General features: G+C 60.5%; 21 protein-coding genes and 2 tRNA genes. 15 read left to right on the top strand and 8 right to left on the bottom strand.

Going from position 1 to position 20206, the window contains the following annotated elements; genetic code table 11:
• Nucleotides 1-6: 6 nt before the first annotated feature.
• On the bottom strand, nt 7-1272 hold the full coding sequence (locus tag QD408_RS16360) for a glycerate kinase type-2 family protein (RefSeq protein ID WP_414140024.1): 1266 nt from the start codon (nt 1270-1272) through the stop codon (nt 7-9).
• A 190-nt stretch (nt 1273-1462) separates the two neighbouring features.
• Here QD408_RS16360 and QD408_RS16355 point away from each other — a divergent pair, with 190 nt between their 5' ends.
• Entirely contained in the window at nt 1463-1759 is a 297-nt protein-coding gene (locus QD408_RS16355; RefSeq protein WP_414140023.1) for a DUF6074 family protein, read from the top strand.
• A gap of 87 nt (nt 1760-1846) precedes the next feature.
• Here QD408_RS16355 and QD408_RS16350 read toward each other — a convergent pair whose 3' ends face one another.
• The 3 genes from QD408_RS16350 to QD408_RS16340 form a co-directional block, all read right to left on the bottom strand.
• Nucleotides 1847-2767, bottom strand: coding sequence for a hypothetical protein (locus tag QD408_RS16350; protein WP_414140022.1), 921 nt, complete (start codon nt 2765-2767; stop codon nt 1847-1849).
• A 194-nt stretch (nt 2768-2961) separates the two neighbouring features.
• Entirely contained in the window at nt 2962-3231 is a 270-nt protein-coding gene (locus tag QD408_RS16345; protein WP_088680960.1) for a hypothetical protein, read from the bottom strand.
• Nucleotides 3228-3437 carry a hypothetical protein gene (locus QD408_RS16340; RefSeq protein WP_088680959.1) on the bottom strand — a complete coding sequence of 70 codons (210 nt, stop codon included), beginning with the start codon at nt 3435-3437 and terminating at the stop codon, nt 3228-3230. The genes QD408_RS16345 and QD408_RS16340 overlap by 4 nt, the downstream gene beginning before the upstream one ends.
• Nucleotides 3438-3975: 538 nt before the next feature.
• Between QD408_RS16340 and QD408_RS16335 the strand changes: the two genes are divergently transcribed.
• The 3 genes from QD408_RS16335 (at nt 3976) to QD408_RS16325 (ending at nt 4993) form a co-directional block, all read left to right on the top strand.
• A complete protein-coding gene (locus QD408_RS16335) occupies nt 3976-4155 on the top strand; it encodes a hypothetical protein (RefSeq protein WP_088680958.1) in 180 nt (59 codons plus the stop codon).
• An 81-nt stretch (nt 4156-4236) separates the two neighbouring features.
• Nucleotides 4237-4440: a CsbD family protein gene (locus tag QD408_RS16330; RefSeq protein WP_088680957.1), complete on the top strand. Its 204-nt coding sequence runs from the start codon at nt 4237-4239 to the stop codon at nt 4438-4440.
• 238 nt (nt 4441-4678) lie between these two features.
• Nucleotides 4679-4993, top strand: a complete 315-nt coding sequence (locus QD408_RS16325) for a hypothetical protein (protein ID WP_088680956.1) — start codon at nt 4679-4681, stop codon at nt 4991-4993.
• Nucleotides 4994-5433: 440 nt separating this feature from the next.
• Here the strand turns inward: QD408_RS16325 and QD408_RS16320 are convergent.
• Nucleotides 5434-5508, bottom strand: a tRNA-Asn gene (locus QD408_RS16320).
• Nucleotides 5509-5625: 117 nt separating this feature from the next.
• Here QD408_RS16320 and QD408_RS16315 point away from each other — a divergent pair.
• Nucleotides 5626-5943 (top strand): hypothetical protein, encoded by a 318-nt coding sequence (locus QD408_RS16315; protein ID WP_088680955.1) that lies wholly within the window; start codon nt 5626-5628, stop codon nt 5941-5943.
• Between the two features lie 93 nt (nt 5944-6036).
• Complete coding sequence (locus QD408_RS16310; protein ID WP_414140021.1) at nt 6037-6345, top strand: hypothetical protein; 309 nt, start codon at nt 6037-6039, stop codon at nt 6343-6345.
• A 77-nt stretch (nt 6346-6422) separates the two neighbouring features.
• Here QD408_RS16310 and QD408_RS16305 read toward each other — a convergent pair whose 3' ends face one another.
• Nucleotides 6423-6761: a KTSC domain-containing protein gene (locus tag QD408_RS16305; protein ID WP_414140020.1), complete on the bottom strand. Its 339-nt coding sequence runs from the start codon at nt 6759-6761 to the stop codon at nt 6423-6425.
• A 270-nt stretch (nt 6762-7031) separates the two neighbouring features.
• Between QD408_RS16305 and QD408_RS16300 the strand changes: the two genes are divergently transcribed.
• From QD408_RS16300 to exoR, 7 genes are all read left to right on the top strand, one after another.
• A tRNA-Cys gene (locus QD408_RS16300) sits at nt 7032-7105 on the top strand.
• Between the two features lie 423 nt (nt 7106-7528).
• On the top strand, nt 7529-8194 hold the full coding sequence (locus QD408_RS16295) for a protein-L-isoaspartate O-methyltransferase family protein (RefSeq protein ID WP_190237377.1): 666 nt from the start codon (nt 7529-7531) through the stop codon (nt 8192-8194).
• Between the two features lie 334 nt (nt 8195-8528).
• Nucleotides 8529-9413 carry a PopZ family protein gene (locus QD408_RS16290; protein WP_414140019.1) on the top strand — a complete coding sequence of 295 codons (885 nt, stop codon included), beginning with the start codon at nt 8529-8531 and terminating at the stop codon, nt 9411-9413.
• A gap of 116 nt (nt 9414-9529) precedes the next feature.
• The gene (locus tag QD408_RS16285) at nt 9530-12373 is read left to right on the top strand and encodes a valine--tRNA ligase (RefSeq protein ID WP_414140018.1); all 2844 of its coding nucleotides are present in this window, start codon (nt 9530-9532) and stop codon (nt 12371-12373) included.
• Nucleotides 12374-12771: 398 nt separating this feature from the next.
• Nucleotides 12772-14052, top strand: a complete 1281-nt coding sequence (locus QD408_RS16280; RefSeq protein WP_088680949.1) for an OmpP1/FadL family transporter — start codon at nt 12772-12774, stop codon at nt 14050-14052.
• Nucleotides 14053-14281: 229 nt separating this feature from the next.
• Nucleotides 14282-14749 carry a hypothetical protein gene (locus tag QD408_RS16275; protein WP_088680948.1) on the top strand — a complete coding sequence of 156 codons (468 nt, stop codon included), beginning with the start codon at nt 14282-14284 and terminating at the stop codon, nt 14747-14749.
• A 19-nt stretch (nt 14750-14768) separates the two neighbouring features.
• Nucleotides 14769-15572, top strand: coding sequence for an exopolysaccharide production regulator ExoR (exoR, locus tag QD408_RS16270; RefSeq protein ID WP_414140017.1), 804 nt, complete (start codon nt 14769-14771; stop codon nt 15570-15572).
• Between the two features lie 9 nt (nt 15573-15581).
• Here exoR and xth read toward each other — a convergent pair whose 3' ends face one another.
• Complete coding sequence (xth, locus tag QD408_RS16265) at nt 15582-16373, bottom strand: exodeoxyribonuclease III (RefSeq protein WP_414140016.1); 792 nt, start codon at nt 16371-16373, stop codon at nt 15582-15584.
• A gap of 231 nt (nt 16374-16604) precedes the next feature.
• On the bottom strand, nt 16605-16937 hold the full coding sequence (erpA, locus tag QD408_RS16260) for an iron-sulfur cluster insertion protein ErpA (RefSeq protein WP_088680945.1): 333 nt from the start codon (nt 16935-16937) through the stop codon (nt 16605-16607).
• 222 nt (nt 16938-17159) lie between these two features.
• On the opposite strand from erpA, the gene QD408_RS16255 reads away from it, so the two are divergent.
• Entirely contained in the window at nt 17160-18377 is a 1218-nt protein-coding gene (locus QD408_RS16255; protein ID WP_414140015.1) for a deoxyguanosinetriphosphate triphosphohydrolase, read from the top strand.
• 64 nt (nt 18378-18441) lie between these two features.
• Nucleotides 18442-20199, top strand: coding sequence for an arginine--tRNA ligase (gene argS, locus QD408_RS16250; protein ID WP_414140014.1), 1758 nt, complete (start codon nt 18442-18444; stop codon nt 20197-20199).
• Nucleotides 20200-20206 lie beyond the last annotated feature (7 nt).

Below are 20206 nucleotides of genomic sequence, written 5' to 3'. Positions count from 1 at the left end.
TGCGCTTTAGCGGATCAGGATCACCCTGAAATCATTGACGTTGGTTCCTGTCGGCCCGGTCTCGAAGAGATCGCCGATGGCCTTGAAACCGGAATAGCTGTCATTGCCGTCGAGCAGGCGGCGGGGATCGAGGCCGGCGGCGCGCAGGCGCTTCACGGTGCCGCCATCGGCAAAAGCGCCGGCATTGTCCTCCGATCCGTCGATGCCGTCCGTATCGGCCGCCAGGAGATGAATGTTCTCATGCCCGTCGATCGCGAGCGCCGCAGCGAGCGTGAATTCGCCGTTGCGTCCGCCCTTGCCGCCCTTGGCTCTCAGCGTCACCGTGGTCTCTCCGCCGGAGAGGATGACGACGGGCTTCGAAAACGGCCGGTCTCGGCCCAGAACTTCGCGCGCGATCGCCGCATGCACCAGCGCCACCTCACGCGCTTCTCCCTCGATAGCATCCGAAAGGATGACTGCTTCGAGCCCCTGCGCCTTCGCCACGGCAGCCGCCGCCTCTAGTGAGACGCCGGCCGAGGCGATGATGTGATGTTCGTGCCGCGAAAAGACCGGATCGTCCGGTTGTGGTGCATCTGCCTTCGGTGAGTTCAGATGGTCGAGCGCTGCCTGCGGCAGCTGCAATCCGTATTGCCTGATAATCTCAAGCGCATCGTACCGCGTCGAACCGTCAGGCACCGTCGGCCCGGAGGCGACATGGGCAGGATCGTCTCCCGGAATGTCGGAGACGATCAGGCTGACGACCCTCGCTTTGGTCGCCGCCGCAAGTCTGCCGCCCTTGATGGTGGAGAGATGCTTGCGCACGACGTTCATTGCCGAAATCGGTGCGCCGGAGGCAAGCAGCATTTCGTTGAGCGCGATTTCGTCTTCGAGCGTCAATCTCTCCGGCGGGGAGGGCAGCAGCGCCGAGCCGCCGCCGCAGATCAGCGCGATGACCAGATCGTCTTCGGAAAGGCCGCGCACGGTTTCCATCAGCCGCCTTGCTGCGACAAGTCCTGCGGCATCCGGCACCGGATGCGCCGCCTCGATGATCTCGATGTCGCGGGTCTCGCAGCCATAGCCGTAGCGGGTGACGACAAGCCCTTCGAGCTTTTCGTCCCAGGCGCTTTCCAGCGCCTGCGCCATCTGCGCCGCGCCCTTGCCGGCGCCGATCACCACGGTCCTTCCTTTCGGCTTGGCAGGCAGATGCGCCTTGATGCCCGTCAGTGGATCGGCGGCGCGAACCGCCGCGTCGAACAGGCTTCTCAGGAAATCACGGGGAGCGGTTATCGTCATCGGCGGTCTCTGCAGCTTCAAATATCGATCGTGACTCGAACTGTCGGCGCATCGGCGTGCCCGCGTCAAGGTCGAAGAGGGTGCAGATTGACAGTGCGGGCGTTCTTGAGCAGTCGCAGATGCGACACGAATAGAAAGCCTTAACCATACTCCCGTAGACATCGAATAGAATCAGAGGAACCTGTGTTCGATGGCTACTGACATGACCCGCCGCCCCGCCTCCAATGAAGGCAGGATTATTGCTTTTCCCTCCGCAACCGGACCGGCCAATATCGAGCGCTGCGCCCGTGAACTTGGCCGGCGACATGGCGCGGATGCACTGGAGTTCTGGAAGGCCGAATGCCGCAGGTTCGCCGATCAGCTTCTGACGGCCGGAATGCCGGAGAACGATGTCCGGCAGCGGGTGATGCAGTTTCAGGAAGATGTGCAGACCGAACTCGTCCTCAGCCACGAGAAGCGGGCCATCGCAAAATCGCAAAAGCGATAATGGCAATCGCGCCGGTTAATGAAAGAGCCGGACTTATTGTGGCCGCCATGAAAGGCGCGGGCCTTGGGTCCGCGCCCAAGCCCCATCCTAACGCCGCGAGGCAACGATCAGGTCTTCCTCTTCATCACGCTGCGATCCGCCAAGGGCTGCGGCGGCGGAGGCGATGAACGCTCCGATCAGAAGCGACAGCGAGCCGAGCAGAGCTGTGGTAGAGGCGGTCTTGCGCGCCTCGTCGGCCGCTTTCTGAGCGGCGACCTTGGCATCGTCTATGCGCTTGAGCACCGTATCGACGCGAGTGCGGGCATCCGCTTCGGAAAGGCCGGTCCGGGACGATATGATGGTAGCAAGATAGGCCTTGTCGTCGTCGGGGACTTGCCCCTCGGCAGCGCCGTTGAGCAGGATGCGGGATACTTCCGACGTAGCCGCAGCATTGTTGTCGGTTGCCTGCGCGCGAGCCTGTTCCGGACGCAACAACGCGTCGGTGAAATAGGCCGTGGACAGATCCACAGGCGAGGTTGCCGATGATGCGGCCGCCGCACCGGCGACGGTGGCGGTCGAGCCGACAGCCTGTGCTGCCGAACCCACGGCTTGCGCGCCTGCGCCGGCGAGCGATGTCAGCGATGACGTGAGAAATCCGGCGACGAATATCGTTGCCAGCGCCCAGCTTATGAAACCATGTGCTGTGTCGCGGAAGAAGACCTCGTCGGTGTGGACGGCCGCCCATTTCGTGCGCAGCCGACCCGTAATATAACCGCCGAGCGCTGAAGAGAGCCATTGCACGACGACAAGCCAGATCGCTGCCGTCACGCCGAGCGTGCCGAGCGAACTGCTTTCTCCCGACCAGGGAGACACCATCGTCAAGCCGACGCCGGAGCCCAGAAGCAAAAGGATGAGCGTCACTGCGATGGCGGCGGCCGCGCCTGCGAAGATCGGCCCCCATGTCATGGCGGATTTAGAGGATTCGACCGGAGCGACGACCTCTCCGGAACCTGTCATTGAAACCGACATGATCCGATCCTATCGCATAAACAGAGCCAGAAGGATGATGATTGGCAGTGGAACGCCAAGCAGCCAAAGTAGAATACCGCGACCCATGAGAGACCTCCTGTCAAAGCCGACGTTACGTGGTTGAGGCCATTTAACTTTTAACCCCGGCGTTTGTTCCCGACCGGTGTGGAGCGACCAAAGACGGCACGATCTCTTTAATCGCGCGGAAGCTTCCCGAGCAGAAGCAGATTGCCGGACCGGTTGCCGCATCCTCGGCACTTGAGGCGCTTGGCCAAGGTGGCGAGAGACAGCTCATCGCCGCAGCGCCGGGTAACGTCCCGCCGGTCGATCGGCGTTTGGTGACGACATGCCCGGCAGCGGGCATGAACGACGAACCATTGCGGCAGGGTCGCCAGGGTCTGCCTTTCGATTTCGATGGCATAACCAGCAGGGGGCTGAAGCTCGATACTGCGACGATGCTTCATCTTCGTTCGAAGGCCGGTGTCCACCCCCGCGTCATGCCGCGGCTCATCGCCCCCTCCGTCAGGGCAAGCTGAAGCCTGAGGTGGCGGCAATCGAGCAGCAAAGTCGTGATCGCGGCACGGACGTTCCCATCGTGAAAGGCGACGACTGCGTCGACCTCTCCTCTCAGCGCTTCGTCTGCCAGTTTTTCGGTAATCTCGGCGCGCACGGCCTCGCTCTCCTTCCAGAGTTTTCCTTACGCAAGTTTTCAGATTGGCGGCCGCCACGCCGAATGTTCTTATTATGTTCCGTTCGGCATTCGAGTCAAGAGTGGAGACACCCGCACGCTGCCCATCCCGTTATCGTCCTCGACGAAGCAGCGGAGCCGTTGCGGGAAAGCTGCGCAAAAGCGGGGAATCGTGCTGAAGATGAGAGATCGCGCAGAATGTGGGTGGGTGTGTGCGGAGACAGGAGGCTCCGTCCGCGCGATCTCCTCGATATCAACGATCGTCGGCAACCAAGGTTCCCGTAGGTTTGCAAACTGAAACAATCTCGAAAGCCGCTTGTCCGCCAGCAGTCAGCAACGCGGCAGCGAGGAGGCAAAGGCTCGTTCGAGCGGTGCTTCGTAGAGGCAAGAATTTTGCGCTTTGGGTGCTGACGCCGACCGAGGAGAGCGCATATATGTTCAGACGGAAGGTGATCGGCGCGCTCCATCCCCTCATTGGGAGGCTGCATCACCTGGCCGCAGTGTAATTGGAGACGCATTGATGAGCAGATTACGGGCATTTGTAGCAGTCGGCGCAATCGCTTTTGCCGCCATTACCTCGGCCTGCTCGACGCCTCCGAACTCCTATGGCTCGGCATCGGGATATGTGCCGGGCGATTCCATGAACCCGGCCTGTGCCGATGGCTTCCGGCCCCGGGAGGGCCGTGCGTGCAGCTACTAGAGCCGGCTGCCGGGCGACGCGTCCTGGGAACACTTAGCCCTCGTCTCCGTTCCTCCATTCCAACGATAGGAGGAAATACCCATGGATTGGAACCGTGTTGAAGGCAATTGGAAGCAGATGAAAGGCAAGGTGAAGGAGCAGTGGGGCAAGCTCACTGATGACGACCTTGATATCATCGACGGCAAGCGCGACCAGCTCGAAGGCAAGATCCAGGAGCGTTACGGCTACGAGAAAGACCGGGCCAGGAGAGACATCGACGACTGGTACGGCCGCCAGACGTGGTAATGGCAGCGCCTTGCACACGACGAGCCGTCGGCATTTGGCCGGCGGCTATGTGATGGTAGGGCGCCGATACGCGCTCGATCGCGTCTTGCGGCGACTGGGACCGGAGCGCTCACCGAACACCATAGGCCGGCGCGAGCACCACCAGCGGCACGCCGGCCGGCGTTTCTGGGATGCGCGGAGCCGTTCATCGGAGGTTAATCCTCATTAACCCAGAATCGCAGCCTGAAAGGATGCGCCGATGAAAATGCTTTTTTCCTCACTTGCAGCCATTGTCTTGTCTGCATCTTTCGCCCTGCCGCTGAACGCCAGGCCGATCGTCGTGCCGAACGCAGCGCAACTGCACACCTCAGACGTCGAGCAGGTCAAACACCGTCGTCACGGTCATGGACATGCGTATGGCCACTGGAAGAAACACCGGTACGCTCACCGCGACTGCCGGTATTACGGCTCGTGCTATCGTCCGCGGTATTACGGCAGTCGCGACTATTACGGCTATCGCGATGATTACTCCTATCGTCGTCGATCAGGTGTGACCGTCTATTTCGATTTTTAGTCGGCAGCGCCAGGGAACACCGACCTGGGAACTCAACAAGCGCACCGCCGGACTTACCGGCCGGCGCCAGAACGGTGTTGGATGAAAAGAAAGGGTCGGTGCGAAAATTCGCCCGACCCTTCTTTGATCGCATCAGCGCGGTGCCAGTACATCCGTGGTCACCAGCAAAAGCCATGTGATAGATTAATTTATGCGCCTCGCGGATTTGCGCAAGGAGTAGGACGGTGCTGATTTGGGGCTAGGCGAGGGGGCGGCCGGGTGGTTTTGCCGCCACAGCGACCCGTCGGCCTCACCAGTTGAGGTGGCAAACCTTTTAGGCCGTACGATTATCCACAGGAGTCGAACCGTAGAAAGGGCACTTCAAAAGTGGGGAGGGAAAGCGGAGAACTAAGTGCCTGCCTTCGGATTTCTCAACAAAAACAGGCACTTATTTCTAGAACTGGCTCCCCGGGCCGGATTCGAACCGGCGACCTGTCGATTAACAGTCGAATGCTCTACCGCTGAGCTACCAGGGATCACTGCTTGGCGCGGTGTGAGTGGGCTAATACAAATGCTTGCCCGATTTGCCAAGCGGTTTTTTCAAAAAAATGAAATGAACTTGTATTTGGGTCGCCTGTGCCCATCTGTGATGCATGACGAATGGGAATGATTGTGGACAGACGCGGGGCGGCGCGGAGCGCAAGGAGCGGGCAGGGCGCTTCGGTATCGATCACGCAAGCGGCAGGCTCGTGCTCGGTTCCTTCAGTTTCGGCATGCCGCGCTCGCGCCTTGCGCGGATGGCAATCGGCATTGCCCTGATTTTCTGCGGACTGCTGGGCTTCCTGCCCATCCTCGGTTTCTGGATGCTGCCGCTTGGCTTCCTGGTGCTCTCGCACGATCTGCCGCTCGCGCGCCGGCTTCGGCGGCGGCTGGCGGTCTGGTGGCACAGGCGGCGGAAACCGGCAGGCTGACGGTTATCCCCGCGGAACAGTGGATGGCTTTCCGCATTCATGGTTTATGGATGATAAAAAGCAAAGCTGCGCCAAGATGGTTCAGGTGAGGAAATGAAGGCATTTTTTGTTGCAGTGCTGTCAGCGGCGGCGATTCTCTCGAGCGTTCCCGCCGAAGCTCAGGTCGACAGCCGTGGTTTTGACGCTCGCGGCATCTGCCGCCGTCCCGAAGGCTGCGTCGTCGATCACGGTCAAGGCGGCAGCTATAACGGGCCTCGCAACTATCGCAATTTCAACGGCCGTAACGACCGAGACCAGAATGACCGCGACCGGGACAACCGCCGCTATCGCTCCCAAAACAGAAGCGACAATCTCGGCGATGATCGCGCCCCGCATGTCCGCTTGGCAATGACTGTCGGCTGATGTCGCAGCGGCGGCCGATTCGATGGAAATCCTGATCGCGTTTTCATTCTGTGGCGACGGCCTATGCGAATTCGTCTCTAGTTGGGCCTCAATTCGCTCGCCTCGAAAACTCCGTCATTGCCGGGATCGATTGTGGTGGCCATCAAAAGGCTGCAGGCGGCAATGAGGAAGGCGAGCTTCAGCCCGTAAGACGCCATGGAGCCACGCCGCCGGTGCCCCGGCGATACCCGGCAGGGCGCGATGTAATATTTATAGTAGAAGTGGGGATCGCTCGTTTCGAGCAGGTTCTGGTAGACGTGCGGCGGAATATCCGCATGTTTCACCGATCGGGAGCCAGGGAATTTTACCAGCAGATCCCGAGTTTCGGCATCGTATGCCGCGTGCATGTGCTTCGATTTGAGGGCGGCCCAATCCATCGCGGCTCCTACGCAGCTTTCATGCCCTCCCGATGAAATAAGATGTCCGGACGACGGTCGAAGTCAAGCTTAGGATTTGTGTCAAATATGATCCTTGGCCGGAAATGGAGCATCGTCACCTTATGGAAACCTTGGTTCGCGACGGATCGCTCCGGGATGGGAAAACGACCTTTTCGGCAGCAACTGAACGCCGTTTTTCCGAAATGCCCTCTTGCGATTTCCTTACGATCATTCTAAACGCTCGCCACGGCTCGGATAACGAGCGGGTGAGGCCTCGTGGCGGAGTGGTGACGCAGAGGACTGCAAATCCTTGTACCCCGGTTCAATTCCGGGCGAGGCCTCCAATATCTTCCACATGATACAATTTGGCTTTGAGACGCGGCACACGCGGGGATCTGCATCTGCCGATATGGCAGACGCCGTGCGGAGAATATGTTGAGGCGCTCGGCGCACTCGCTCTCAGGTCGCTTCGCCGTCCAGCAGCCCGCAGCAGAAGATACCGATCAGTGCTGCGAGGATGAAGAAATCGAACAGCGTCAGATATTCGAAAATCGCAGACATGGCCTGCTCCTCCTATTCCTCCATGAAAAATCATAGCACGAAGGGGCAGACGGTTCCACGCTGGAGTTGCAGCATGCCCATGCCTCCTGTGGCGCGGAAGAAGCGCGCGCCGGATTCTTTTCGCAGGCGGCTGGCAAGCCTTGAAAGCATTCGTGGCGGGGATTAAGAGACGGGGGACAGGAACCGCTTTCAAAGAGCGAGAGGACATGATGGATTTCGAAGCAGCGCGCGCAAAGATGGTCGACAACCAGGTTCGCACGACGGACGTTACCTCGCATTCCGTGCTGACGGCGTTTCTCACGGTGCCGCGCGAGGCTTTCGTGCCGGAAAAGGCGAAGGTGCTGGCTTATATCGATAACGACGTCGAGATCTCCGCCGCCGCGCCTGGAAAGCCGGCCCGCTTCCTGATGGAGGCGTCGCCGCTTGCCAAGCTGCTGCAGCTCGCCGCCATCACCAAGGATGATTTCGTCCTCGAAGTCGGCTGCGGCACGGGTTACACCTCGGCGCTGCTGTCGGTCGTCGCCGGTTCCGTTATCGCGCTCGAATGCGATGAGGCGCTGGCCGCCGAGGCGAAGGCGCAGCTTGCCGGCTACGGCAAGGTCGAAGTCGTGACCGGCCCGCTCGAAAAGGGCTACGCGGCCGGTGCTCCCTATGATCTGATCTTCGTCAACGGCGCTGTCGAAGAGGTTCCCGCAGCCCTTCTCGATCAATTGCGCGACGGCGGCCGTCTGGTCACGGTCGAGGGCTACGGCAATGCCGCCCGCGCCAAGGTCTTCGTCGCCGAACGCGGCGCCGTTTCGGAAAACGTCTTCTTCAACGCCTCCGTCAAGCCTCTGCCGGGTTTCGCCAAGGCGCGCGAATTCGTTTTCTGAGGCCGTCTTCATCGATGAAATTCTTAAGCGGGCGCCATCGGCGCCCGCTTTTTTGTCAGCGCCGTCGGAAAGCCTTCACAAACGCCGCCTATCCTGAATCCTCCGCGTCGAGCCGGATGGAATAGGGTGCGTTTCAGCTCTGTTTTACCCCTGTCGTCGCCGGGAAAATCATCATCGGCTTTCCGGCGGCAAACATTGGGTAACAAAACTGTGCATGGCCCCATTCATTTGATTCGCGATGATTTTTTTCACGCCTGGGGTATTCTAAGGTCGTGGTGATTCGGATGACCGCTCCACACCATCCGGTCGTTGTTTTGGGATAACGGGGATAGATATGGCTCAGCCAAGTGTAGCGCGTGAACCGTCCATGGAAGAAATTCTGGCCTCCATCCGCCAGATCATCGAAAGCAATGAGCCCGGCGCCGGCAAGGCGATTTCCGCATCTCTGCCGCCGGTCTACGGCGCCGACGAGGATGAGAACGGCTCCGAAATCCATCTGACGGTTGATGATACCTATGCCGGCGTCGAATTCCCCGAGCCGGTCGCACGCTCTTCTTCCGATCCGCGCTTCGTCGCCGCCAATTCGGCCGGCACCGCCCCCGAGCCTGAAGTGCCTGCCCGCGCGCTGTCGCTCGCCGATGTCGCCGCCCGCGTGCGCGCCGCCTCCGAGCGCAGTGCTGCGCAGGCCGGTCAGGCGCTGCGCGAAATTCCGAGCGCCTTCCGTCAGCCCGAACCGCAGCCGGCCGTGATGCCGGAGCCGCCGCGCGCCGCCGCGCCGCAGCCGCAGCCGCAACCGGTTCCGCCCGTTTTCCCGGTTGCTCCGGCGCCTGTTCAATATGCTCCGGTCCAACAGCAGCCGGCCGAGCCGGTGTTTGCGGAAGCGCCGAGAGTAGCCGTCGCCGAGCCGGAAGCTACCGTCGAAGTTGCGCCGCCGGCGCTGGAGCCTGCCGCAGAATCGTCGACCGAGCGTTTCCTTCCGAGCGTCATGGAAGAGGTCCAGCCGACGCTGCTCTCTGAGGATGCCGGCCTGCAGATCAGCCGCTCTTTCGAGGAACTCGCCGCCGCCATCGACGGCGCCGAGCGCCGCTCGCTGGATGAGATCGCAGAAGACATGCTGCGCCCGATGCTGCGCGAATGGCTGGATGATAATCTGCCGACGCTGGTCGAACGGCTGGTGCGTGAGGAAATCGAGCGCGTGGCGCGCGGCCCGCGCCGCTGATCGGATTGCTTTTTCCTGAAAAGCCGCTCCGGTCTCCGGGGCGGCTTTTTTATTGACTTGGCCGTGCCCATCCTATTTACAAAACCCCACCCTCGAACCTCGAAATTGGCCAGAAAATGCTCGACAAGACCTATGATTCCGCTGCCGTCGAACCGAAAATCGCCGCGAAATGGGATGAGGCGGACGCCTTCCGCGCCGGCGCGAACGCCAAGCCCGGGGCCGAGACCTTCACCATCGTGATCCCGCCGCCGAATGTCACCGGCTCGCTGCATATGGGCCACGCGCTCAACAACACGCTGCAGGACATCATGGTGCGCTTCGAGCGCATGCGCGGCAAGGACGTGCTCTGGCAGCCCGGCATGGACCATGCCGGCATCGCCACGCAGATGGTCGTTGAGCGCAAGCTGATGGAACAGCAGCTGCCGGGCCGCCGCGAGATGGGCCGCGAAGCCTTCATCGACAAGATCTGGGAGTGGAAGGCTGAATCGGGCGGGCTGATCTTCAACCAGTTGAAGCGTCTGGGCGCCTCATGTGACTGGTCGCGTGAACGCTTCACCATGGATGAGGGCCTGTCGAAAGCGGTCGTCGAGGTTTTCGTCGCGCTCTACAAGGAAGGCCTGATCTACAAGGACAAGCGCCTCGTCAACTGGGATCCGAAGCTCTTGACGGCGATCTCGGATCTCGAAGTCGAACAGCATGAGATCAAGGGCAATCTCTGGCATCTTCGTTATCCGCTGGAGCCGGGCGTCACCTATCAATACCCGGTTGCTTTCGACGAAGAAGGCAAGCCGACCGAATGGGAAACGCGGGACTATCTGGTCGTCGCCACCACGCGTCCGGAAACCATGCTGGGCGATACCGGTATTGCGGTCAATCCGGAGGATGAGCGTTACAAGTCGATCGTCGGCAAGCATGTCATCCTGCCGATCGTCGGCCGCCGTATTCCGATCGTTGCCGACAACTACGCCGATCCGACCGCCGGCACCGGCGCCGTCAAGGTCACGCCTGCGCATGACTTCAACGACTTCGACGTCGGCAAGCGAGCCGGCCTGCGTGCGATCAACATCATGAATATCGACGGCACGATCGCCATCAAGGACAATGAGGACTTCCTCGAAGGCCTCGACCATCCGGCCGCCCTGCACGGCGCCTGGGACCGCCTGGAAGGGCAGGACCGTTTCTACGCGCGCAAGGTCATCGTCGAAATCTTCGAAGAGGCAGGCCTGCTCGATAAGATCGAGCCGCACAAGCACATGGTCCCGCACGGCGACCGCGGCGGCGTGCCGATCGAGCCGCGGCTGACCGAACAATGGTATGTCGACGCCAAGACGCTCGCCGAACCGGCGATCGCCTCCGTGCGCGAAGGCCGCACCAGGATGGTGCCGAAGAGCTGGGACAAGACCTATTACGAATGGATGGAAAACATCCAGCCCTGGTGCGTCTCCCGCCAGCTCTGGTGGGGCCACCAGATTCCGGCCTGGTACGGCCCGGACGGCCAGGTCTTCGTCGAAAAGACCGAGGAAGAGGCGCTGCAGGCGGCGATCCAGCATTACCTCTCGCACGAAGGGCCGATGAAGGCCTATGTCGAGGACCTGCTGGAAAACTTCAAGCCGGGCGAGATCCTGACGCGCGACGAGGACGTGCTCGACACATGGTTCTCCTCCGCCCTCTGGCCGTTCTCGACACTCGGCTGGCCGGACGAGACGCCGGAGCTTGCACGTTATTATCCGACCAACGTTCTCGTCACCGGCTTCGACATCATCTTCTTCTGGGTCGCCCGCATGATGATGATGGGCCTGCACTTCATGAAGGACGAAGACGGCCAGCCCGTCGAACCCTTCAATACCGTCTATGTCCATGCGCTGGTGCGCGATAAGAACGGGCAGAAGATGTCGAAGTCGAAGGGCAACGTCATCGATCCCCTTGAACTGATCGACGAATACGGCGCCGATGCGCTGCGCTTCACCCTAGCGATCATGGCCGCGCAGGGTCGCGACGTGAAGCTTGATCCGGCCCGCATCGCCGGCTACCGCAACTTCGGCACCAAGCTCTGGAACGCCACGCGCTTCGCCGAGATGAACGGGGCGAAGAGCGACCCGCATTTCGTGCCTGAAGCCGCCGAGCTCACCATCAACCGCTGGATCCTGACGGAACTTGCCCGTACGGAACGTGACGTTACGGAAGCGCTCGAAGCCTTCCGCTTCAACGATGCGGCCGGCGCGCTCTACCGCTTCGTCTGGAACGAGGTCTGCGACTGGTATCTCGAGCTGTTGAAGCCGGTCTTCAACGGTGAGGACGAGGGCGCCAAGGCCGAAGCTCAGGCCTGCAGCGCCTATATTCTCGAAGAGATCTACAAGCTCTTGCATCCGTTCATGCCCTTCATGACCGAAGAGCTCTGGGCGCATACCGCAGGGGAAGGCAAGGAACGCGACACGCTGGTCTGCCATGCCGAATGGCCCGCACCCTCCTATGCCGATGACGCGGCCGCCGACGAGATCAACTGGCTGATCGACCTCGTCTCAGGCATCCGCTCGGTGCGCGCGGAAATGAACGTGCCGCCATCGGCGACCGCGCCGCTCGTCGTCGTCAAGGCCAACAACCTGACCCGCGAAAGGCTGTTCCGCCACGACGCCGCCATCAAGCGGCTTGCGCGCGTCGAGACGATATCGCTGGCCGATGATGCGCCGAAGGGTGCTGCACAGATCGTCGTCGCCGAGGCCACCATCTGCCTGCCGCTCGGCAAGCTGATTGACCTCTCCGCGGAAAAGGCTCGGCTTGAAAAGGCGATCGCCAAGATGGAAGGCGAGATCGCGCGCATCAACGGCAAGCTCTCCAACGAGAAGTTCGTCGCCAATGCCAACCCCGAAGTGGTCGAGGCCGAGCGCGAGCGTCTCGAGGAGCTGGAAGGTCAGATAGCGAGCTTGAGGATCGCTCTCTCCAGGGTCAGCGAAGCCGGGTAAGTTTCAGCAGTCATTTTGGCAAGATATTTCAAAGACGCGTCCTCGCGGGCGCGTCTTTTTTGCTGCTGGCTTGCGTGCGATTCGGCCTTGAAAGCGGCCAATTTCCGGCTTCCGCCCTGTGGATTGTGGCTTTATGGGCATGCCGCAGGCGAAAACTCGAACTGTTGTCGGATTGATACAGCTTTCACAATGTTTGGAATGAATGCCCCAAAAGCGCACTAAAATGGCGCCATCGGCGGAATAAAATTTTATTAACCAGATTTTTTGACGTGTCCGTCAATTTCTTTACGTAAATTAGCCGTTGCAGTGACTGGAGGCGCCGCCGTTGGGCGCGTTGCCATTTCCGGCGAACACTTACACAGTGTCGCCACATCAATTGCTGGAGTGGGGGAGACACAATGGCACCGCGTATGTTTTCCAAGGGCGTAACGTCGCTCGTTCTTCTTTCGTCGCTTGCCTCGCCGTCCTTTGCCGGTGGCCTGGAGCGTGGCGGATACAATATCGATCAGCTGTTCGACACGTCGCCTTTCTCGTTTCAGTCTGGTGTGATCTACGTCACGCCGCAGCGCAAGCTGAAGGACGTCCGAGACACGGATACGTCGGCAGCTCCAGGCGGGGGCAATCTGAACAGCCGTCCAGACACGGCTGACGATACCTCGAATTACACCATCCCCTATATCGGCTTTAAGGCCGGTTTCGCCGACACGATCGACTGCCTCGTCGACTATTCGGAGCCCTTCGGCGGGCATACCGACCCCGGGCTGAACTGGGCTGGCGCCAACAACAACATCGAGACGGAGATCAAGACCCGCAACTATGGCGGCACCTGCTCCTATCGTTTCGACGTCGGCCCTGGGCAGCTTCGCTTCATTGGCGGCGCCTTCTATCAGGAAGTCGAGGGCTTCAAGGAACGTCTGGTTTCAACGGTTCCGCTTCTGATCGGTACCGGAACCGGCGTCGGTCGCCTGGATCTCGAAGACAGCGGTTGGGGCTGGCGCGCCGGTCTCGCCTATGAGATCCCAGAATATGCGATGCGGGCGAGCCTCGTCTATAACAGCCGCGTAAAATACGACAATCTCACAGGTACGGTCGATCTGACGCAGGTGACTGCACCGTTCGCACCGCTGAATGGCGCGCCCTACGGAAGGGTCACGTCGGTCTTCGGCTCGGCCGAAGCGCCGGATTCGCTGGAGCTGAAGCTGCAAAGCGGCATTGCTCCGGATTGGCTTGCCTTCGGATCGGTCAAGTGGACGAACTGGAGTGTCCTCCAGTCTGTGCCTTTCTGCCCGACGTCGACGAAGGGCCTCGTCGCCTGCAGATCCGGCGGCGCCACGGAGCTGACCTCGCTCGATCTTCTTTATCGTGACGGCTGGACGATCAGCGGCGGTGTCGGCCACAAGTTCAACGATCAATGGGCCGGTGCGGTTAGCCTGACATGGGACCGCGGCACCAGTCACGGCTACGGCGCGCAGACCGATAGCTGGACGGTGGGCCTCGGTGCAGCCTACACGCCGACCGAACATATCGAATGGCGTTTTGCTGGTGCCGTGGGCGTGTTGACGAGTGGTTCGTCTGGCGCTGTGACCCAGAATGGGATCACCTACGGAGATGATGTCTCCTATTCCTTTGATAACGATCTGATCGCTGCACTGTCGACAAGCATAAAGATCAAGTTCTAATTCCACGATCTGAAGAATTGAGGAGCCCGGCACTGCCGGGCTCTTCTTTATGCGCGCCCGTTAATCATGTCATTTCCTGGCCCGTTTTGTGACGATTCAGCAACACTTTTTTACGACGGATGGCGTATGGTGGCGATGGGGCGAATTTGTCCATTTCCCGCCACAAAGAGAGCGCACCGATATTTGCGGGCGAGGTGATGGCAGACTTACGGTGCGTGTAATCAGTAGCATGGGTCGATTTTTTTCCGGTAACAGCAGATCGTACGGCGCAATTGGCGACAGCCGCCTGATTGCGCCCGTTTCTCTTTCCGGGCAGGGCTGTTCCGGCCGTAAATTCGATCTCACGATCATGCCGTCGATTCATTCAACGTCGTCGTTTTTTGCCCGTTCGCATAGGCAAGCGAGCTTCACCGGAGCTGTCGATACCGGTTTGGTCACATTTGCTATTTACGAATGCGATAAAGGCGGGAAGGCGGATGCCGCGCCCGCCGCAAGAGTGCCGGGAAGATTGCAGTCGGGCCGTGCCGCAAGCCGGGTGGTCCTGAATGATGCGCTGAAAATTCGGCCTTTGAAAAAAGGCCAGTGGGCTGGATGCGACGCGGGCAAAGGAGCCATGGAGCTCGCCGCGGGATCGCTCGCCTCGACGGGATACATCCGCGGGATGCACGGCCTGAGCGCCGTCACCTGCCAGGGATGAACGAGAGAAATCGGTTGAAATGGTGACGTCCGAGTTCAAACTGTTCAAATTCATGCTGATGGGCATGTCGGTGGCCGTTGCGCTGGCCATGACGTGTCCGGCTCGCGCCTTCGACATCAAGGCCGGCGTCAGCAAGGAATCCGGTCCTTTCGATCTCTTCAAGTTCGGCTTCAAGGCCTATAAGAACGGACAGAAGGAAGAGGCGGTCGAGGCCTATAAATACGCCGCCGAAAAAGGCCATACCGGTTCGCGCTGGGCGCTCGCCAACATGTATGCCGATGGCGACGGCGTCACGCAGGATGATTTCGAGGCCTTCAAGATCTATAGCGAGATCGCTCAGCAGGGCGTGGAACCCGGATCTGAAGATACCGGCTTCTTCGTCAACGCGCTGCTTTCGCTCGCCAACTATTACAAGCACGGCATATCGGGCAGCCCCGTCAAGATCGACCTGACCCAGGCGCGTCAGCTCTATTTCCAGGTGGCCTCCACCTTCGGCGTTCCCGAGGCGCAGTTCCAGCTGGCGCAGATGATGCTGGCCGGCGAGGGCGGCAGCGCCAGCCCGCAGCAGGCGAAGAAATGGCTGAACCAGGCCCGCAAGAGCGGCCATCCAGGCGCCATGGCCGTCTTCGGCAATATTCTTTTCGACGAAGGCCAGACGGCCCGTGGCCTGGCCCTGATGACGGCGGCGCTCGACCGCTGCAAGCCGAAGGATTGCAACTGGATGGAAGCGCTGCAGGAGCAGGCTTTCTCGGTTGCCAACGAAGCCGATCGGCGCACTGCGGTATCGCTGTCGCACGCCATTGCGAGCGGTTCCGACGATTGAGGTAAAGCCTCAGGCCGCGAAATCGAAATAGGCGATCACCGGCACGTGGTCCGACGGCTTCTCCCAGGCCCGCACATGTTTTTCCACCGCAGCCGACGTCATCCGGTCGGCCGCTTCCGGTGACAGCAGCAGGTGGTCGATCCGGATGCCGTTGTTCTTCGGCCATGCTCCGGCCTGATAATCCCAGAAGGAATAGAGCTGCGTCGCATCCGTCGTCGCCCGCACCGCATCGGTCAGGCCGAGATTTTCGAGCCTGCGGAACGCCTCCCGCGTCTGCGGCAGAAACAGCGCGTCATTTTCCCAGACCTTCGGATCGAAGCAGTCGTGCGGTTCGGGGATGACGTTGTAGTCGCCGGCAAGGATCAGCATCTCCTCATAGGCGAGCCGTTCGGCGGCAAAGGCCCGCAGACGTTCCATCCAGGCGAGCTTGTAGGGATATTTCTCGGTGTCGACAGGATTGCCGTTCGGCAGGTAGAGGCAGCAGACGCGCAGGATGCGCGTATCGGCGAGCGTGAACACCGCTTCGAGGAAGCGCGCCTGTTCGTCCAGCGGATCGCCGGGCAGGCCGCGATTGACTTCGAAAGGCGAGCTCTTGGAGAGGATCGCGACGCCGTTGAAGCCTTTCTGGCCGTGTGTTTCGATGTGATAGCCGAGCGCCTCGATCTCCAGCCGCGGAAAACCCTCGTCGACCGTCTTGATCTCCTGCAGGCAGACGATATCTGGATCGGAATCCTTGAGCCATTGCGTAAGATTATCGATGCGCGCCTTGACGCCGTTGATGTTCCAAGTCGCGATCTTCATCTCTTCGTCCTGTTGGCTCTCAGCATGTCGCGCAAAAGTGTGCCGCGATTTTGCGATGACGACATGCCGCAAAACCAAGGAGCTAAACCGCAGGCCAAGCGAATCTGAAAGATCGCGACGCGTTTTAGCGCGCTTCTTTTATCGCGGTCTTTCACCGGCGGACAAGACGGTAAACCGGCCGGAAGCAATTCTTCGGCCGGTTCGATGGGGACAATGCAATGGGTTGGAAGCTCAGATCGAGAAGCTGGTGCCGCAGCCGCAGCTTGCAACCGCGTTCGGGTTCTTGATCTGGAAAGATTGGCCAAGCAGATTATCGACGAAGTCGATCTCCGAACCCGCCATGTAGACGAGCGACAGGCTGTCGATCAGCACTTTGGCATCGTTCTTTTCGACGACGACGTCGTCGTCACCGGCGCCGTCGGCAAGGTCGAACTTATAGGAAAAACCCGAACAGCCGCCGCCTTCGACGGAAACGCGCAACGCGCTCTTGCCGGCCTCTGCACCGACGATCGCAGCGATGCGCTTTGCTGCGGCATCTGAAAGGGTTACACTCGTATCCGTCATGTTTCCTCCTGCCGGGGTCAAGATCCGGAGAGAATGGGTTTCGGCACTCGAATGTTCAAATGCCTGATATCAAAGAAACTTACCATGATCTTCGTTAAAAGGCCATGATGCGCCGAAGCGGTTGGGAACACGCCTCTTTGCCGTTTCATCGGGCTATAGGTATGAAGAGCGCAAAGCGGCGTCAATGGGCAGATGCGGCAACGGACAGAATGACGGTGAAGAATGACGATTGACAGACGTGCTTTGGGTTTCGGCGGTAGCGAGCGGGCGGTCTATGCGGCGGATCCCTGGACGACGCGCGGGCGCTTCTACCATGAGGATGGAAGTCCGACGCGTTCGGATTTCCAGCGCGACCGCGACCGCATCGTCCACACCACCGCCTTCCGCAGGCTCAAGCACAAGACCCAGGTCTTCATCGCCCAGGACGGCGATCATTACCGAACCCGCCTGACGCATACGATCGAGGTGGCGCAGATCGCCCGCGCGCTTGCCCGCGCCCTGAAGCTCGACGAGGACCTGGCCGAAGGCGTGGCGCTCGTCCATGATTTCGGCCATACGCCGTTCGGTCATACGGGTGAGGATGCGCTGCACGAGGTTCTGCTGCCCTATGGCGGCTTCGACCACAATGCCCAATCGCTGCGCATCGTGACCAAGCTGGAGCGGCGTTATGCCGAATTCGACGGCATCAACCTGACATGGGAAAGCCTCGAAGGCCTCGTCAAGCACAATGGTCCGCTGCTGACGGCGGAAGGGGTCGGCACGCGCGGCCCCGTTCCGCAGCCTATCCTCGATTATTGCGAATTGCACGATCTCGAACTCGCGACTTATGCCAGCCTGGAAGCCCAGGTCGCGGCGATCGCCGACGACATCGCTTATAACACTCACGATATCGACGACGGCCTGCGCTCGGGCTACCTGAATTTCGACATGCTGGAGGAAATTCCGTTCCTTGCCGGGCTGATGGCCGAGGTGAGGGAGCGATATCCCCATCTGGAGCCGAGCCGCTTCACCCATGAAATCATGCGCCGCCAGATCACCCGCATGGTCGAAGACGTGATCGGCGTCGCGCAACAGCGCCTTTCCCTGATCCGCCCGCAGAGCGCAGGCGACATCCGCGCGGCCGACCGGGTCATCGCCACCTTTTCCGAGGGGATGGCCGAAACCGACAGGCAAATCAAGGCGATGCTCTTCAAGCGCATCTACCGCAATCCCGACATCATGCGCATCCGCGCGGGTGCGGCCCAGATCGTCACTGATCTCTTTGCCGCCTACATGGCCAACCCGAAGGAGATGCAGAGCCATTACTGGGTCGATCATATCGCCGGTCTCTCCGACGCGCCGAAAGCCCGTCATGTCGGCGACTATTTGGCCGGCATGACGGATACCTATGCGATCAGCGCCCACAGGCGATTGTTTGACCACACTCCGGATTTGCGATAGGCAGCGGTCGCCCCGCCGAGGGCCGATTTGAGCCTTTGGCACAGCCTATGCATGGAAGAGTGCGATGAACCTTTTTACCGACTTCGAAGCCAGGATCAAAACCGCCCTTGAACAGATCGATCTGGTCAGGGAAAAGCGATCCGAGCTCGATTTCGGCCGCATCACCGTCGAGCCGCCGCGCGATGCGAGCCACGGCGACGTTGCGACCAATGCCGCGATGGTGCTGGCAAAACCGCTCGGAAGCAATCCGCGGGCGCTGGCCGACGTCATCATTGCCAAGCTGAAAGAGGATGCCGACGTCGCCGATGTCTCGGTCGCGGGCCCCGGTTTCATCAATATCCGTCTCTCCGTCGGCTACTGGCAGCGGGTCCTTGCCTCGATGATCGGCGCCGGCACGGATTACGGCCGTTCGACGCTCGGCGAGGGCCGCAAGGTCAATGTCGAATATGTCTCGGCCAATCCGACCGGCCCGATGCATGTCGGCCATTGCCGCGGCGCCGTGGTCGGCGACGCGCTCGCCAACCTGCTCGCTTTTGCCGGCTACGGCGTCGAGAAGGAATATTACATCAACGATGCGGGCTCGCAGATCGACGTGCTCGCTCGTTCCGTCTTCCTGCGTTATCGCGAAGCGCTCGGCGAAAAGATCGGCGAGATCCCCTCGGGTCTTTACCCGGGTGACTATCTCGTGCCGGTCGGCCAGTCGCTGGCCGCCGATTACGGCGTGCGGCTGCACAACATGCCGGAAGACCAATGGATGCCGATCGTCAAGGACCGCACGATCGATGCGATGATGGTCATGATCCGCGAGGATCTGGCGGCGCTGAACGTCCACCACGATATCTTCTTTTCCGAGCGCACCCTGCATGCCAATGGAGCGGCGGCCATCCGCACGGCGATCAACGACCTTACCTTCAAGGGTTACGTCTACAAGGGCACGCTGCCGCCGCCGAAGGGTCAGCTTCCCGAGGACTGGGAAGACCGCGAGCAGACGCTGTTCCGCTCGACCGAGGTAGGCGACGACATGGACCGGCCGCTGATCAAGTCGGACGGCTCCTACACCTATTTCGCCGCCGACGTCGCTTACTTCAAGAACAAGTTCGACCGCGGTTTCGACGAGATGATCTATGTGCTCGGCGCCGATCATGGCGGTTACGTCAAGCGCCTGGAAGCGGTTGCACGCGGCGTCTCGGAGGGTAAGGCGAAGCTGACGGTGCTGCTCTGCCAGCTCGTCAAGCTCTATCGCAACGGCGAGCCCGTGAAGATGTCGAAGCGCTCCGGCGATTTCGTCACGCTTCGGGACGTCGTCGAGGAAGTCGGCCGTGATTCGGTCCGCTTCATGATGCTTTACCGCAAGAATTCCGAACCGCTCGACTTCGATTTCGCCAAAGTGACGGAACAGTCGAAGGATAATCCCGTCTTCTACGTGCAGTACGCGCATGCCCGCTGCATGTCGGTCTTCCGGCAGGCGAGGGAGGCTTTTCCGGACCTCGATGTTTCGCCCGAGGATCTCGCGAAAACCGTTGCTGGCATTGGTGATCCGGCCGAATTGCAGCTTGTCGCCAAGCTTGCCGAATTCCCGCGTGTGGTCGAGGCGGCGGCCCAGTCGCAGGAGCCGCATCGCCTTGCTTTTTACCTCTACGACCTCGCCAGTTCGTTCCACGCGCACTGGAACAAAGGTAAAGATCAGCCGGAATTACGATTTGTTAATGATAAAAACCGAGAATCAAGTATTGCCAGACTTGGGCTGGTGTACGCCGTCGCGTCGGTTTTGAAGTCGGGACTCGCCATTACAGGCACTGCCGCACCTGACGAAATGCGATAACGTCACC

Source organism: Rhizobium sp. BR 249, from assembly GCF_047445895.1.
GTDB lineage: Bacteria > Pseudomonadota > Alphaproteobacteria > Rhizobiales > Rhizobiaceae > Rhizobium.
The sequence above is the reverse complement of the archived record's forward strand: the minus strand, read 5'-3'. Positions and strand labels throughout refer to the sequence as shown.